Annotated in this window: 13 protein-coding genes and 1 tRNA gene; 6 read left to right on the top strand and 8 right to left on the bottom strand. The window is 68.7% G+C overall.

The features are described 5' to 3' along the window. Positions 1 to 237 precede the first annotated feature (237 nt). The 7 genes from WG902_RS00275 to cysS form a co-directional block, all read right to left on the bottom strand. Positions 238 to 360: a hypothetical protein gene (locus WG902_RS00275; RefSeq protein WP_340057871.1), complete on the bottom strand. Its 123-nt coding sequence runs from the start codon at positions 358 to 360 to the stop codon at positions 238 to 240. 65 nt (positions 361 to 425) lie between these two features. Continuing rightward, positions 426 to 519, bottom strand: a tRNA-Ser gene (locus WG902_RS00270). A 27-nt stretch (positions 520 to 546) separates the two neighbouring features. Continuing rightward, a complete protein-coding gene (locus WG902_RS00265; RefSeq protein WP_340057870.1) occupies positions 547 to 1815 on the bottom strand; it encodes an aspartate kinase in 1269 nt (422 codons plus the stop codon). Positions 1816 to 2078: 263 nt separating this feature from the next. Beyond that, positions 2079 to 3056, bottom strand: coding sequence for a tRNA lysidine(34) synthetase TilS (gene tilS, locus WG902_RS00260; protein ID WP_340057869.1), 978 nt, complete (start codon positions 3054 to 3056; stop codon positions 2079 to 2081). Then, on the bottom strand, positions 3019 to 3996 hold the full coding sequence (locus WG902_RS00255; RefSeq protein WP_340057868.1) for an acetyl-CoA carboxylase carboxyltransferase subunit alpha: 978 nt from the start codon (positions 3994 to 3996) through the stop codon (positions 3019 to 3021). Before WG902_RS00255 ends, tilS begins: the two co-directional genes overlap by 38 nt. A 40-nt stretch (positions 3997 to 4036) precedes the next feature. Then, positions 4037 to 4687 carry a DNA-3-methyladenine glycosylase family protein gene (locus WG902_RS00250; RefSeq protein ID WP_340057867.1) on the bottom strand — a complete coding sequence of 217 codons (651 nt, stop codon included), beginning with the start codon at positions 4685 to 4687 and terminating at the stop codon, positions 4037 to 4039. Beyond that, positions 4684 to 6060 (bottom strand): cysteine--tRNA ligase, encoded by a 1377-nt coding sequence (gene cysS, locus WG902_RS00245; protein WP_340057866.1) that lies wholly within the window; start codon positions 6058 to 6060, stop codon positions 4684 to 4686. Before cysS ends, WG902_RS00250 begins: the two co-directional genes overlap by 4 nt. Positions 6061 to 6216: 156 nt before the next feature. On the opposite strand from cysS, the gene WG902_RS00240 reads away from it, so the two are divergent. From WG902_RS00240 to WG902_RS00215, 6 genes are read left to right on the top strand one after another with little or no spacing between them, the layout of a single operon-like run. Further along, positions 6217 to 7326, top strand: a complete 1110-nt coding sequence (locus WG902_RS00240) for a L,D-transpeptidase Cds6 family protein (protein ID WP_340057865.1) — start codon at positions 6217 to 6219, stop codon at positions 7324 to 7326. A 33-nt stretch (positions 7327 to 7359) separates the two neighbouring features. Continuing rightward, on the top strand, positions 7360 to 8625 hold the full coding sequence (locus WG902_RS00235) for a L,D-transpeptidase family protein (RefSeq protein WP_340057864.1): 1266 nt from the start codon (positions 7360 to 7362) through the stop codon (positions 8623 to 8625). Then, positions 8625 to 9209, top strand: coding sequence for a peptidylprolyl isomerase (locus WG902_RS00230; RefSeq protein WP_340057863.1), 585 nt, complete (start codon positions 8625 to 8627; stop codon positions 9207 to 9209). Before WG902_RS00235 ends, WG902_RS00230 begins: the two co-directional genes overlap by 1 nt. Positions 9210 to 9224: 15 nt before the next feature. Then, positions 9225 to 9728: a peptidylprolyl isomerase gene (locus WG902_RS00225; protein ID WP_340057862.1), complete on the top strand. Its 504-nt coding sequence runs from the start codon at positions 9225 to 9227 to the stop codon at positions 9726 to 9728. A gap of 47 nt (positions 9729 to 9775) precedes the next feature. Further along, complete coding sequence (locus WG902_RS00220) at positions 9776 to 10492, top strand: UDP-2,3-diacylglucosamine diphosphatase (RefSeq protein ID WP_340057861.1); 717 nt, start codon at positions 9776 to 9778, stop codon at positions 10490 to 10492. Beyond that, positions 10492 to 11250 (top strand): M90 family metallopeptidase, encoded by a 759-nt coding sequence (locus WG902_RS00215; protein ID WP_340059406.1) that lies wholly within the window; start codon positions 10492 to 10494, stop codon positions 11248 to 11250. Before WG902_RS00220 ends, WG902_RS00215 begins: the two co-directional genes overlap by 1 nt. Positions 11251 to 11508: 258 nt before the next feature. Here the strand turns inward: WG902_RS00215 and WG902_RS00210 are convergent, their stop codons facing one another. Then, positions 11509 to 14430: a DUF349 domain-containing protein gene (locus tag WG902_RS00210; RefSeq protein WP_340057860.1), complete on the bottom strand. Its 2922-nt coding sequence runs from the start codon at positions 14428 to 14430 to the stop codon at positions 11509 to 11511. Positions 14431 to 15158 lie beyond the last annotated feature (728 nt).

Below are 15158 nucleotides of genomic sequence, written 5' to 3'. Positions count from 1 at the left end.
CAGGCGGAAACACCAAGGTCGAAATCGATGAGTCTCGAAGGTCGGATCGAGGCCGCCGCGCGCGCCACCGGCGTACGCAAAAGACAGCGACACCAGCAAGAATCAGGGCACCTGCCACGAAAAAGGCTGTGTCTCCCAGGGTTGCAAAAAGCTCGTGTCCATTTGCCCAGCATACGTGACTGCACCTGTAGTCACGCAAGTAGGTAACTTCACGGATGGCGCTGATCAGACCAGCGTTCAGGTGTAGTTCGTGACTGGCTGCTCATCCCGAAAGACCCACGACCAGGAAGCGCCACGGATGCGCAGCAGCAGCCCACCGCCGTCGCTGAGGTCGCCGTCGCCGGCGGCTTGGACCTTCACGGGCAGTAGGAGCTTTTCCGCTGCACGCTAACGGTACTGAGATGCACGTTAACGGGGGATTGTCCTGGCGGAGCGACAGGGATTCGAACCCTGGATGCAGGTTTTTGCCCGCATACTCCCTTAGCAGGGGAGCACCTTCGGCCACTCGGTCACCGCTCCGGTGCCCGGATTATGCCCCAAGCGGGCTCATGCGGGCGGCTGGTCCAGGTCGAAAGCCCGGTGCAGCGCCCGCACCGCCAGCTCCATGTATTTCTCGTCGATCACGACCGAGGTCTTGATCTCGCTGGTGGAGATCATCTGGATGTTGATGCCCTCTTCCGACAGCGCGCGGAACATCCTGGAGGCGATGCCCACGTGGCTGCGCATGCCGATGCCGACGATGGACACCTTGCAGATGCGCGTGTCGCCCTCCACGCGGTCGGTGCCCAGGGTAGGCACCACCTTGCTCTTCAACACGTCGACGGTGCGCGCATAGTCGTTGCGGTGCACGGTGAAGCTGAAGTCCGTCTTGCCGTCGTGGCTGACGTTCTGGATGATCACGTCGACCTCGATGTTGGCGTCCGCCACCGCACCGAGGATCTGGTAGGCGATGCCGGGCCGGTCGGGCACGCCCAGGATGGAAATCTTGGCTTCGTCGCGATTGAACGCGATGCCCGAAACGACGGCTTGTTCCATTTTCTCGTCTTCCTCAAAAGTGATCAGCGTGCCGGAGACCGCTTCTTCCGCGATGGGAATGTCCCACGGGGTGAAGCTGGACAGCACGCGCAGCGGGACCTGGTACTTGCCCGCGAATTCGACCGAGCGGATCTGCAGGACCTTGGACCCCATGGAGGCCATCTCCAGCATTTCCTCGAAGCTCACCGTGGTGAGGCGGCGCGCTTCCGGCACCACCCGCGGGTCGGTGGTGTAGACGCCGTCCACGTCGGTGTAGATCAGGCATTCGGACGCCTTCAGCGCCGCAGCCACGGCCACGGCGGAGGTGTCGCTGCCGCCGCGGCCCAGCGTGGTGATGTGGCCCAGGCCGTCGACGCCCTGGAAGCCGGTGATGATGACCACCTTGCCGGCGTCGAGGTCCTTGCGCACGCGCGCGTCGTCGATCGATTCGATGCGGGCCTTGGTGTACGCGCTGTTGGTGCGAATCGGCACTTGCCAGCCCGCGTAGCTGACGGAGGGCATGCCCTCGGCCTGCAGCGCGAGCGCGAGCAAGCCGACGGAGACCTGTTCGCCGGTGGAGGCCAGCATGTCGAGTTCACGCTGCACGGCGTCGTCGGTCTTCACGGGCGCCACTTCCTTGGCGAGGCCGAGCAGGCGGTTGGTTTCGCCGCTCATGGCGCTGGGCACCACCACCATCTGGTGGCCGGCGCGCGCCCATTTGGCGACGCGCTTGGCGACGTTGCGGATGCGCTCGGTCGAGCCCATCGACGTGCCGCCGTATTTGTGAACGATCAGTGCCATCGGAACCGGGGATGAGAGGGGCTCGTGCGAGCCGGGGGGCGATTCAGTGCTCGCCAATGCTGGCGCGACTGCGCGAAGGACTGCGGGATTATACCTAGCGGGGCTGTGGCCTCCTGCGAGGGGCTGCGCGATCCGAGGCCTGTGAACGCGGAGGACGCAGAGGTACGCAGAGTGCGCAGAAAAAACCCAGAAGGAATTCTTCTTTGCCTTCCCTCTGCGTAACCTCTGCGCACTCTGCGTTCACCGACCAGCGCGCCCCAACCCTATTGGACAAAGCTGAGTCGATCCAGCACCCGCTCGACAAACCCGTTCCCGACCTTGATCCGGATCTGGTGACCGCGGGTCTTGCAGTCGGCAACCTGGTCGAGCAATTCTTCCAATTGCGCGGCGCTCGCGTTCGCCGCATGCGCAGTGCGCAACCAATGCCGCAGCACGTTGCCCTGCCGCGCGCGATGCATCTGTTGCAAGGCCGTGATGCCCGGCACGCCGCCCATGCGCGCGAGGTCCTCGACCGCCACCGTCTCCAGCAGCTCCTGCGCCTGCGCGGCATGGCGGGTCGAGCGGCCGAAGGTCTCGCGGTAATGCGGGAAGGCTTCTTCCAGCGTGGGCAGCACCAGATGGCGGATGCGATTGCGCGTGAAGGCGATGTCCGCGTTGGTCGGATCTTCGACGACGGCAACGCCGTGCTGCCCGACCCATTCGCGGATGACGCGCGCGCCCACGGCCAGCAGCGGCCGCACGAACAAGACGCCATCGCGCTGGAACACCGGCGGCATCCCCGCCAGGCCCGGCAGGCCGGCGCCGCGGCTCAGCGCCAGCAGCAGTGTCTCCACCTGATCGTCGGCATGCTGGCCCAGCAACACCGCCTGCAGTCCGGCGTCCCGCGCTGCCCGCGCGAGCGCGGGGTAGCGCGCCTGCCGCGCCGCATCTTCCGGGCTCTCCCCCATCGCGTGGCCGGCCTGCACGCGCTTCACCTGCAAAGGCACGCCAAGCGCCGCGCACACCTGGCGGCAGTGCTGCGCGAACGCATCGGCGGCATCCTGCAAACCGTGGTGGATGTGGATGGCCTGCACCTGTCCGGGCCAGCGTTGCACGGCGGCGAGCAGGAGCACGGTGGAATCGGCGCCGCCGCTGTACGCGACGGCCAGGGGCAGCGGCAGGTCCAGCCCGGCAAGCGCGGCCGCTGCCGGATTGCCCGGGGGCTCAGCTGGCTTCGGCCTTGGTGTCGGAGAAGCGGCCATAGCTTTGCAGCCGCTCGTAGCGCCGCTCCAGGAGCTCGCGCACCTTCAGGTCGCTCAGCTGGCGCCAGGCGTCGTTCAGCGCGCGCTTGAGGAACGCGGCCATCTGCTTGTGGTCGCGATGGGCGCCGCCCACCGGTTCGTTGACGATCTTGTCGATCAGGCCCAGCGCCTTCAGCCGGTGCGCCGTGATGCCCATCGCTTCGGCGGCATCCTGCGCCTTCTCCGACGTCTTCCACAGGATCGACGCGCAGCCTTCCGGGCTGATCACCGAATAGATCGAGTACTGCAACATCAGCACCTGGTCGCCCACGGAAATCGCCAGCGCGCCGCCCGAGCCGCCCTCGCCGATGATGGTGGTGATGATCGGCACTTCCAGCTGCGCCATCTCGTAGATGTTGCGGCCGATGGCCTCCGACTGGCCGCGCTCCTCGGCGTCGATGCCGGGATAGGCGCCGGGCGTGTCGACGAAGGTGAAGACCGGCAGCTTGAACTTCTCGGCGGTCTTCATCAGGCGCAGCGCCTTGCGGTAGCCCTCGGGTCGGCTCATGCCGAAGTTGCGCAGTGCGCGCTCCTTCGTGTCGCGGCCCTTCTGGTGGCCCAGCACCATGCACGGGGTGCCGTTGAAACGCGCCAGCCCGCCGACGATGGACAGGTCATCGGCGAAGTGGCGGTCGCCGTGCATCTCGACGAAGTCGGTGAAGACCTCGTTGATGTAGTCCATGGTGTACGGCCGCTCCGGGTGGCGCGCGATCTTGGTGATCTGCCACGGCGACAGCTGGCTGTAGATGTCCTTGGTGAGCTGCTGGCTCTTCTTGCCCAGCTGCTCGATCTCGTCCGAGATGTCGACGGCAGACTCGGTCTGCACGTAGCGCAGTTCCTCGATCTTCGTCTCGAGCTCCGCAATGGGCTGCTCGAAATCCAGGAAGGTCCGTTTCGCCACTTGTGTTCCTCTTGTTTTGCGCCCTGGCGCGGCGCCGCGGTCAGTAGGCCACGGGCAGCGGGTCGAGCGATCGCCAAATATACCAAGTCGCGACCGAGCAATACGGGTTCCAGGCCGCGGCCACTTCCCGGGCGTCGCTGCGGCTCACCGCTTCGCCGGAGAAGTAGTTCTTGCTGATGCCCGCGATCAGGCCGACGTCGTCCAGCGGCAGCACGTTGGGCCGCATCAGGTGGAAGATCAGGAACATCTCGGCGGTCCACCGCCCGATCCCGCGGATGCCCACGAGCTCCGCGATGATCTCTTCGTCCCCCATCCCGGCCCACGCATCGGCGTGGATCGCGCCGGAGTCGAAGTGCAGCGCCAGGTCCACCAGGTACTCGATCTTGCGCGCCGACAGGCCCGCGCCGCGCATGTCGTCCATCTTCAGCTTCAACACGCTCGCGGGGGTCATGCGCTTCGGGAGCGCCGAGAACCGGTCCCATACGCTTTGCGCCGCCTTCACGGAGATCTGCTGGCCGACGATGCTGCGGGCCAGCGTGATGAAGGCATCGCCGCGCGACTGCAGGCAGGCGGTGCCGAACTGCGGGATGAGCCGCTTCATGACGCGGTCCTTGCGCGTCAGGTACTTGCGGGCGTCGTCCCAGTATTCGGGCGTGACCAGTCCCCCAGGAGCCTCCCCCGCGGTGGTCAAGACTTCGCCTCCCAGGTGGTGCCGGTGGGAGAGTCCTTCAGCACGATGCCCTGCTCCAGCAGCTCCTTGCGGATGCGGTCGGCCTCGGCGAAGTCCCTGGCCTTCTTGGCCGAGGCGCGGGCGTCGATCCGTTGCTGGATCGTCGCCTCGTCCAGGACAGCGCCGGCGCGCAGGAACGCCTTGGGGTCGCCCTGCAGGATGCCCAGCGTCGCACCCAGCGCCTTCAGCAGCCCCGCGCGCTGCGCTGAACGCGTTCGGTTGACGTCCGCCGCCAGCTCGAACAGCACGGCCACCGCATCCGGCGTGCCGAAGTCGTTGTCCATCGCCGCCTGGAAGCGCGCGGCGTGCGGATCGTTCCAGTCGATCGCCACCGGCGCCGGCGCCACCAGGTCCAGCGCCGTGTAAAGGCGCTTCAGCGAGCCGCGGGCGTCGTCCAGGTGCACGTCGCTGTAGTTCAGAGGGCTGCGGTAATGGGCGCGGACGACGAAGAAGCGCAGCGTCTCGGCGTCGAACTTCTGCAGCACCTCGCGGATGGTGAAGAAGTTGCCGAGCGACTTCGACATCTTCTCGTTGTCGATGTTGACGAAGCCGTTGTGCATCCACACCCTGGCGAGCGGCACGCCGTTGGCGCCCTCGCTCTGGGCGATCTCGTTCTCGTGATGCGGGAACTGCAGGTCCGCGCCGCCGCCGTGGATATCGAAGGTTTCCCCCAGCAGCGCGCAGGCCATGGCGGAGCACTCGATATGCCAGCCGGGGCGGCCACGACCGTAGCCGCTGTCCCAGATGGCGTCGGCGGGCTCCGCCGGCTTGGCGGCCTTCCACAGCACGAAGTCCAGCGGGTCTTCCTTGCCCTCCAGCACCGCCACCCGCTCGCCCGCATGCAGTTCGTCGAGCGACTTGCCCGAGAGCTTGCCGTAGCCGGGGAAGCGCCGCACCGCGTAATTCACGTCGCCGCCCTCGGCGCGATAGGCCAGGCCCTTGCCCTCGAGCTTGCGCACGATGTCCAGCATCTGGGGGACGTAGTCCGTGGCGCGGGGGTCGTGGGTGGGCCGCTCGATGTGGAGCGCGTCGAAGTCTCGGTACATCTCGGCGATCATCCGGTCGGTCAGGGACCGCACAGTCTCGCGGTTTTCGACGGCCCTGCGGATGATCTTGTCGTCGATGTCCGTGATGTTTCGCACGAACGACACTTTCAGTCCCGACGCTTTCAGCCACCGCTGCACGACATCGAAGGCGATATTGGCGCGGGCGTGGCCGACATGGCACAGGTCGTAGACGGTCATGCCGCACACGTACATGCGCACCTGGCCCGGTTCCAGTGGGGAAAAGTCCTCCAGCGCACGCGTGAGCGTGTTGTAGATGCGCAGGCTCATTGGAATCTCGAAGCCGCCGGCGGCGCCTGGAGGCGGCGGGATGGGTGTTGTTCTGAGGGAGAAGAGTTGAGCCGCAAGGCAGGGCCACGGCTACAATCGGCCGCAGTATATAGCCCCGCTTCCGGGCATACCACCAGCGTGGATCCGAGAGACCTCATGAAGCTTGCGCGCACGATTTTCCCGAAAACGCTGGGCCTCGCGGTCCTGGCGGCCGCCCTGTTCGCGGCCGGCGCGGCGCGCGCCGACGAGTACGGCGACGTGAACCAGCTGCTGCGCACCGGCCGGCACGCCGAAGCCCTGGCCAAGGCCGACCAGTATCTCGCGGGCAAGCCCAAGGACCCGCAGATGCGCTTCATCAGGGGCGTGGTGCTGACGGAAGCCGGCCGCACCGCCGACGCCATCGCCACCTTCCAGAAGCTCACCGAGGACTTCCCGGAGCTGCCGGAACCGTACAACAACCTCGCCGTGCTGTATGCCGGCCAGGCGCAGTTCGACAAGGCGCGCGCCGCGCTCGAAATGGCCATCCGCACCAATCCGAGCTACGCGACGGCGCACGAAAACCTCGGCGACGTCTACGCCAAGCTGGCCAGCCAGGCCTACAGCCGCGCGCTGCAGCTCGATGCCACCAACACCGCCGTGCAACCCAAGCTGGGCCTGATCCGCGAGCTGTTCTCGCCAGGTGCGCGCTCCGGCGCGGCCGCCGCCCGCCCGGGCGCCGTGGTCGCCACGGCCCCGGTCGCGGCGCCGGGTCGCCCGACGACCGTGGCCGCCGCGCCTGCGCCCGCGGCCGCCCCCGCTGCTCCCGCGCGCCCGGCCACCGCCGCGCCGACCGCCGCTGGCCCCGTCACCGGTGCTCCAGCGGCAGCGGCAGCGCCGGCACCGGCAGCGGCCGCCGCGAGCGCTGCCGCACCGGCTGCACCGGCCGCGTCCAGCAAGGAGGTCGAAGCCGCCGTTCGGGCCTGGGCCGCCGCCTGGGCCGCGAAGGACATGACCGGCTACCTGGGCGCCTACGGCAAGGAATTCGACCCGCCCGGCAGCCAGAGCCGCCAGGCCTGGGAGGCCGACCGGCGCGCGCGCATCGTCGGCAAGTCGAAGATCGCGGTGAACATCTCCGACCTGAACGTCTCGGTCCACGGCAACAAGGCCACCGCCCGTTTCCGCCAGGGGTACAGCGCCGACTCCCTGAACGTCACCAGCCGCAAGACGCTGGAACTGGTCCGCAACGGCGAGCGCTGGACCATCGTGCGAGAAAGCACGGGCGCCTGACGGCGCGCCCGGCCCCAGGCGATGGTTGCGCAGTTGAACCTTCCCAGGCTCTCCCTCCTGTTGACCCGGGCGCTGCTGGCCCTGTGCTGCGTCGCGGCCGTCCCGGCTGCCCTCGCCAACGGCCCATCCCGCAAGTCCCCGCATGCGCAGGCTCGCAAGGCCGCATCGCCTGCGCTTGCCGTGGTGCGTGATGGCGAGACCGAGGCGCGGCTGATCGAGATCTACAAGCTGATCGGCCAGGCGCAGACGCGCACGGCCCTCACCCGCGCCGAGGCGCTGGTCAAGGACCACCCCAACTTCACGCTGGCGCAGCTGGTGTACGGCGACCTGCTGATGGCGCAACTGCGCCCGGTGCGGACGCTCGGCGACGTACCGGAGCAGCATGCGCAGGCCGCCGGCCCGGCGCTGGCCGAATTGCGCGAGGAATCGCAGCTGCGCATCCGCGCGCTGCGCGAGCGGCCGCCGGCCGGCGTCATCCCGGCGCAGTTCCTGCAGCTTTCGGCGAAGAACAAGCACGCCATCGCCATCGATACGTCGCGGGCCCGCCTGTACCTGTTCGAGAACGGCCCCGAGGGACTCAAGCTCATCGCCGACTACTACGTCTCGGTGGGCAAGCTGGGCACCGAGAAGACGGCCGAAGGCGACCTGCGCACGCCGCTGGGCGTGTACTTCATCACCAGCAACCTCGACCCGAAGTCGCTGAAGGACTTCTACGGCGCCGGCGCCCTGCCGATCAACTACCCGAACCCGTACGATGCGCGCCGCGGCAAGACCGGGCGCGGCATCTGGCTGCACGGCACGCCGCCCGAGCAGTTCTCGCGCGCGCCCAAGGCCACCGACGGCTGCGTGGTGCTGGCCAACCCGGACCTGCAGCGCATCATCCGCACCGTCGAGGTTCGCACCACGCCGGTGGTGATCGCGCCGTCGCTGCGCTGGGTCGCACCGGCCGGCATGCAGGCCGACGCCCGCCACTTCCACGACGTGCTGCAGGCGTGGCGCGGGGCCAAGGCCAGCGGCGACGTCAACCGCCTGCTGGCCTTCTACGCGCCCGATTTCGCCATCAACGGCAAGACGCTGGCCGAATGGACGCCGATGCTGCAGGTGGAACTCGGCAAGGCGCGCGGCAAGAACATCGAGCTCAAGGACCTTTCGGTGCTGCGCTGGACCGACTCTGCAGACACCAGGGTGGTAACCTTTGGCGAGGTCGCCATGGGCGACCGCACCGGCCCCGTGAAGCGCCAGTACTGGGTGCGCCAGGGGGCCAACTGGAAGATCTTCTTCGAAGGAGTGATCGGTTGATGGTTTCGTTCTCGCGCCGCGCCGCGGCCCTCCTGCTGGGCGCCTGCCTGGCCGCTCCCGCCTGGGCCGCCGATGCGCCCAAGGTCAAGTTCGCCACCAGCGCCGGCGACATCGTCGTCGAGGTGTATCCCGACAAGGCGCCGAAGACGGTGGAAAATTTCCTGCAGTACGTGCGCGACAAGCACTACGACGGCACCGTCTTCCACCGCGTCATCAACGACTTCATGATCCAGGGCGGCGGCATGGACCGCAACATGGCCCAGAAAAGCACGCGCCCCCCGGTTGCGCACGAAGGCCGCGACGCTTACGCGAAGGGCCTGAAGAACGAACTCGGCACGGTGGCGATGGCGCGCACCGCCGATCCCAACTCCGCCACCGCGCAGTTCTTCATCAACGTCGCCGACAACACGCGAACGCTCGACCCGCCGGGGCCCAACGCCCCGGGCTACACCGTGTTCGGCCGCGTGGTCAGTGGCATGGACGTCGTCAACAAGATCAAGGGCGTGCAGACCGCCCGCAGCGGCATGCACGGCGACGTGCCGGTGGTGCCCGTGGTCATCAACTCGGCCACGCTCGTCCGTTAAACAGGAAAACAGGAAATGAACCCGAAGGTCGAATTGCACATTGCCGGCGGCGGCGTGATCACGCTGGAGCTGGACGAACAGAAGGCGCCCAAGACGGTCGCCAACTTCCTGGCTTACGTGAAGAAGGGCCACTACGACGGCACCATCTTCCACCGCGTCATCGACGGCTTCATGGTGCAGGGTGGCGGCTTCGCCCCCGGCATGAAACAGAAGCCGACCGACGCGCAGATCGAGAACGAGGCCAACAACGGCCTGAAGAACACGAAGTACACGGTAGCCATGGCTCGCACCTCCGATCCGCACTCGGCATCGGCGCAGTTCTTCATCAACGTTTCCGACAATACCTTCCTCAACCACACCGCGCCCACGGCGCAGGGCTGGGGCTACGCGGTCTTCGGCAAGGTGGTCGGCGGCCAGGACGTCGTCGACCGCATCAAGGGCGTGCCCACCGGCAACAGCGGCGGCCACGGCGACGTGCCGAAGACGGACGTGGTGGTCGAAAAGGCGGTCGTGGTCTGAACACGCCGCAGGCGCAGGAACTGCGCGCCGGCCCCGGCTGGCGCGCGGTGGAGTTCATCTCCGACCTGCACCTGCAGGCCGCGGAGCCGTCCACTTTCGAGGCCTGGCGCCGCTACATGGCGAACGTTGGCGCCGACGCGCTGTTCATCCTGGGCGACCTGTTCGAGGCCTGGGTCGGCGACGACGTGGCGCAGCAGGCCGGCTTCGAGGCCGACTGCGCAGCGGTGTTGCGCGCCACGGCGCAGCGGCTTCCCCTCTTCTTCCTGGTCGGCAACCGCGACTTCCTGGTGGGCGTCGGGCTGGCGCAGGCCACCGGCATGACCTTGGTGGACGATCCCACCGTGTTCACCTTCGGCGACCGGCGCTGGCTGCTGTCGCACGGCGACGCGCTGTGCATCGACGACCATGCGTACCTCGCCTTCCGCGCCCAAGTGCGCGACGCGCGCTGGCAGCAGCAATTCCTGGCCCAGCCGCTGGCCACGCGGCAGGCCATGGCCCGCAGTGTCCGCAACGAGAGCGAGCAACTCAAGCAAGGCGGGCGCGACTACGCGGACGTCGACACCGCCACCGCGCTGCAATGGCTGGCGGCGGCCGATGCGCCGGTGCTGGTGCACGGCCACACGCACCGCCCGCGCGAGCATGAACTGGACGGCACGCACCGCCGCATCGTGCTGAGCGACTGGGACGCGAACGCCGTGCCGCCCCGGCTGGAAGCGTTGCGCATCACGCGCGAAGGCGACGTCCGCCGCATCGGATTGGCGTGATCTGGAACTGGCTGCGCCGGCGCCGCGGCGGGCCGGCCCTGCCGGACGCGCTGTGGCATGCCACGCTGGCCCGCTACCCCTTCCTGGCGCAACGCAGTGCCGAAGAACGCGAGCGGTTGCGCGCGCTCTCCGCACGCTTCCTCGCCGACAAGGAATTCCACGGCGCCGGCGGGCTGGTGATCACCGACGAAATCGCGCTTGCCATCGCGGCACAGGCGGTGCTGCCGATCCTGCACCTGGGCCTTTCCTGGTACGACGACTTCGTGACGGTGGTGGTGCATCCGGATGAAGTGGTGGCGCGCCGCACGCACGTGGACGACGACGGCGTGGTCCACGACTGGGACGAAGTGCTTGCCGGCGAGATGATGGAGGGCGGGCCGGTGATGGTGAACTGGCGCGACGTGGCCGCCGCCGGGTTGGCGGCGGAGGCCGGCTTCAACGTGGTGATCCACGAGTTCGTGCACAAGATCGACTTGCGCGACGGCGCCGCCGACGGCTGCCCGCCGCTGCCTACGCGCGCGGCGCGAACCGCGTGGCTCGCGGTGCTGCAGGCGAACTACGAGCGCTTTCGCGAGGCCGTAGTGATCGCCGAGCGTTTCGGCGGCGAGCAGCCGTGGCTGGACAGCTATGGCGCGGAGGCGATCGACGAATTCTTCCCGGTGGCGTGCGAGGCCTACTTCGTGAACCGCGAGCGGTTCACGCAGGACTTTCCGGATTTGACCGCCCTGTTCGACAGCTTTTATCTGCGCAGCGACTGATCACCGGGGTTCGCCTGCGGGCTCACCCCGGCCTACGGATCGCCGCATGGACCCGGCGTACGGATCGCCGCATGGACCCGGCGTACGGATCGCCGCATGGACCCGGCGTACGGATCGCCGCATGGGCCCCGCGTATGGATCGCCGCATGGACCCGGCGTACCGATCGCCGCATGAACCCGGCGTACGGATCTCCGCATCGATGCCGGGATTTCGTAGGCCGGGGTGAGCCCGCAGGCGAACCCCGGTGATGAATGCCCTTACTTGCGCAGCAGCGCCTTCAACGCGTTCTGCATCCGGCGCGCGGCGCCGGCCTCGTACGCCGTCGCCAGCACCTTCGCCACGTCCGCCCCCCAGGTTTCCTGCGGCGACGGGTCGTTGCGGCGCGTGAGCAACTGCAACTGCAAGGCGCGGCGCGCGGTGATCTGCTCCGCCGGCGTCGGCACGTCGGCCGCGATCTCCAGGCGCAGCAGCGCCTCGGAGGCGTCGCCGCCGGGCGCCTTGCCCAGCGCCTGCAGCCACCCCGTGCGCACCTGCGTGCTGACCACCTTGCCAAGCTCCTGGTGGCTGGGCACCTGCTCGGCGGAGCGCTGTTCCCACGCCGTCATCAACGACGTGAGCGCCTCGCCATGCGCCTGCGCCGCCAGCTTGCGCAAGGCGGCCTGCGCGTGCTCCAGCGCGTCGCGCTGGGCGCGGAAGGCGGCATCGCCCAGGCGAGGACCGCGGTCCTCGCGCTGGTCGTCGCGGTCGCGACCGAAACCGCCCCGGCCGTCCCGCGCGTCGCGGCCGCCGGGCGCGCCCGGGCGCCGCGAATCGAACTTGCCACCCGGCCTGGACGGCGGCATCTCCGGCCGGCGTCCACCGGGTCGGTCATCGGCTCGGCGCGCGGCAACCACCGGCTTGGGAGGCGCCTTGGGTGCCGGTGCGGGTGCGGCGGCCGCCGCTGCTTCGGCGCCGCCCTCGGCCGTGACCGGCTCCGTTGCGCCCTCGCCTTCGCCGGCCTCCTCCAATGCGGTCGCGGGTGCAGCCGCGGCAGCAACGGGCGCAGGCGCAGCGGCAGCCACGGCCGCCTGTTCATCATCGCGCGCCCGCAGCGCCTGTTCGAGCGCCGCCATCGCGGTGCGGATCTTCTGGGCGTCACCGCTGGCGGTGGCTTCCTCCACCGCACGCGATGCGTCCAGCACCGCGCGGTCGCGCCCGCTCATGGCAGCGGCGGCCTTCTCGCGCTCGACCGTCTTGCGGTTGAAGGCATCGTCGATCGGCTTGCGGAATGCATCCCACAACTTCTGTTCGAACTTGCGCTCCAGCGGCACCGTCTGCGCCTCGGCTTGCCAGCGCTGCTGCAGCGACTTGACCGCGTCGATGCGCAGCATGGGCGCCTCGCCCAGCACGCGTGCCTCGTCGATCATGGCGTTGCGGCGCTCGATGCTGGCCTGCTGTGCCTGCTCCAGCGGCGCGGCCGCCTGGTTGATGGCCTCTTTCCACAGCGGCTGCAACTCCGCGAATGCCTTTTCGCTCAGGTGGCCTGCGTCGCGCCAGCGGTCGCCGAACTGGTGCAGCGCACGGTTGAACGCCTTCCAGTCGCCCTGTTGCGGCTCGGGATGCGCAGCCGCCCAGGCCTTGACCTCTTCGATCAGCACGAGGCGGGCCGCGCGATGCTCGGCGGCTTCCGACTTGACGCGATCCAGCCACTCCTGCACCACCTTGTAGGCTTCGTTGCAGGCTTCGTCGAAGCGCTTCCACAGCGCGTGGTTGGGCGGGCCACCCTGGTCCACCTGCTTCCACTGGTCGCGCAGGCTGCGCAGCGTCTCCTGCATCTTGCGGCCGCCATAGCGCGGCTTGCGCACGCTGGCAACGGCCGGGGCCGATGCGGCCTCCGATGCAGTCACGGCTTCCGATGCGGCCGCAGCTTCCGGTGCAGGCGCTGGTTGCGCCGCAGGTGACGCCTCGGCCACCGCGGCGCCTTCCGGAGCGGGCTGGCTCTCGGCCAGCACCGGCGATTTGGCTTCGAGCTGGCCTTCCAGCGCCTCCTGCGGTTGGGCGGCGGCGGCTTCCGTTGCGGCCGGTGTCCGGTTCGCGGCTCGGGGGCCCTTGGGTCCACGCACCGGCACCATCTCGAACAGTGCTTCCGCTTTCGCAACGAGCTCCTGGCGCAGCTGGTCGGCGCGCCAGCGCTGCCAGCCTTCCAGCTCCGTCGCCGCACCCAGCGCGGCATGCGCCTGCGCTTCCAGCTTGTCGTCCACCAGCTTGCCGTGTTCCTTCAAGGCATTGCGCAGGGCGTTGGCCGCGCCCGCGCTGGCCTTGCCGTGGCCTTGGGCCACTTCCTGCTCGACTTTCGCCAGCGCCTCGGTCACGGCCTGGTTGGCCCGCGCCCGCTGCTCCGGATCCGCCTTTGGGCGCGCGGGCCTGGCCACCGCTTCCGGCGGGTGGCCGCGGCCCTGGCGCAATTCCTCGGCCCACACCGGCACCGGCGGGAGCGCAGCCTGGCTGTCTTGCGCCGCAGCGACGGCTTGCGCCAGCGCCGACTGGAAGGCGTCCCAGACCACCTGCAGCTGGCCGCGCGAAGCGTCGAGCAGGGGCGGGAAGCGCGGCTCGACGCTGCCCCAGTTCGGGTCTTCGAGCAGGGCCTGCGCCTGCGCCTGCCATTGCGGCACGTCGGTGCGCAGCGCGTCGGCCGCGGCCTGGGCGTCGCGCCACGACTTGGTGGAAAGCACTTCGATGCGCTGCGCCAGCAGCACCGCCGCTTCGCGCTGCACCTGCACCCGCGTCTGCAGGTCCTCGATGCCCTTGATGCGATCGGCCAATTCGGTCTTGACGCCGGCCAGCGGCTCGCGGCTGAGGGGCGCGCCGGCCTTGGCCGCATCGCGCTGCCAGGCCATGGCGTCGGCGATGTTCAGGCGCGGCTGCGACAGCAGGCCGCGCGCCTTCTCCGCCCACTCCGCGGCGATGGCCTCCTGCCCTTTAGCCCGCTTGATCTCGTCGAGCTTTTCGCGCAACAGGCGGGCCGCGCCCTTGTCGCGGGCGCTCAGCTCGCGGAACACCTCCTGCATCTGCTCGGCGGCGGGCTCGGTCGCGAGCCATTCGCGCACGCGGGCGGCCCGCTCGCCGGAGGTTGGCGCGGAGAAGGCACCCTTGGTGAGCGCGTCGAGCGCCTGGGTGTCGTGGGTTTTCAAGGAGCTCACTGCAAGTCGTTCGAAAGGGGGAAAGGAAAGCCCCCGGATGCGGGGGCAAGGGCCGTATTCTCGCCGCGAAACGGGATGCCCGGGGCACGGCGCGTTTCCCCAAATAGAAAGCCCGGCCAGGCGCCTTCCAGCAGCCTGCCGGGCTGACGGCGCGACCCGGTCGCTGCCGTCTGGGTTCGCGACCCGGACAGGGTGTCCGCGTCGCGCCGGAGGCAAAAAGATTGCCTCCAAGAGGGGCCGGGGCTACCACGGGATGTGGCCCTACCGGCTTGGCGTCCAATCACTTGGACCCACGCAAGGTAGGCGACGCGCCCGGCTTTTTCAAATCGACTTTTCAATGGCTCCGGCCGTGGCCATTGCGGCTGGCAAGGCAGGAATCCCCGGCCAACCTGACGCCTGCCGCCTGTCCCGGGTGCCCCGACAAGCGGTCACGAGGCACGGCAGCAAGCGGAGGCGCTCCTGAAAAAGGAGCGTCCGACGCACTGTCAGGCCCGTCCGACAGGCTCCGACGGGAATTTCCCACGCCTCACGGCCCTGGCTCAGCACTAAATTACCTCATCGATATCACAGTTCTTGCATAACGCAGGGTAAGAACATCCTTGACTGAGCATTTAGGCCCTGCCTAGAATCCGCCCGTCCCGACCATCGCGCCGGGACGACGACCAGATCAACCCGCTGCCGAACCCGGCTAAGTCCGGTTCGAAGGCGCCTCCGGAATCCGGGGAGCC

The organism is Ramlibacter sp. PS3R-8, from assembly GCF_037572435.1.
In the GTDB taxonomy this organism is placed as follows: domain Bacteria; phylum Pseudomonadota; class Gammaproteobacteria; order Burkholderiales; family Burkholderiaceae_C; genus Ramlibacter.
This window is presented reverse-complemented; position numbering and strand designations above follow the sequence as displayed.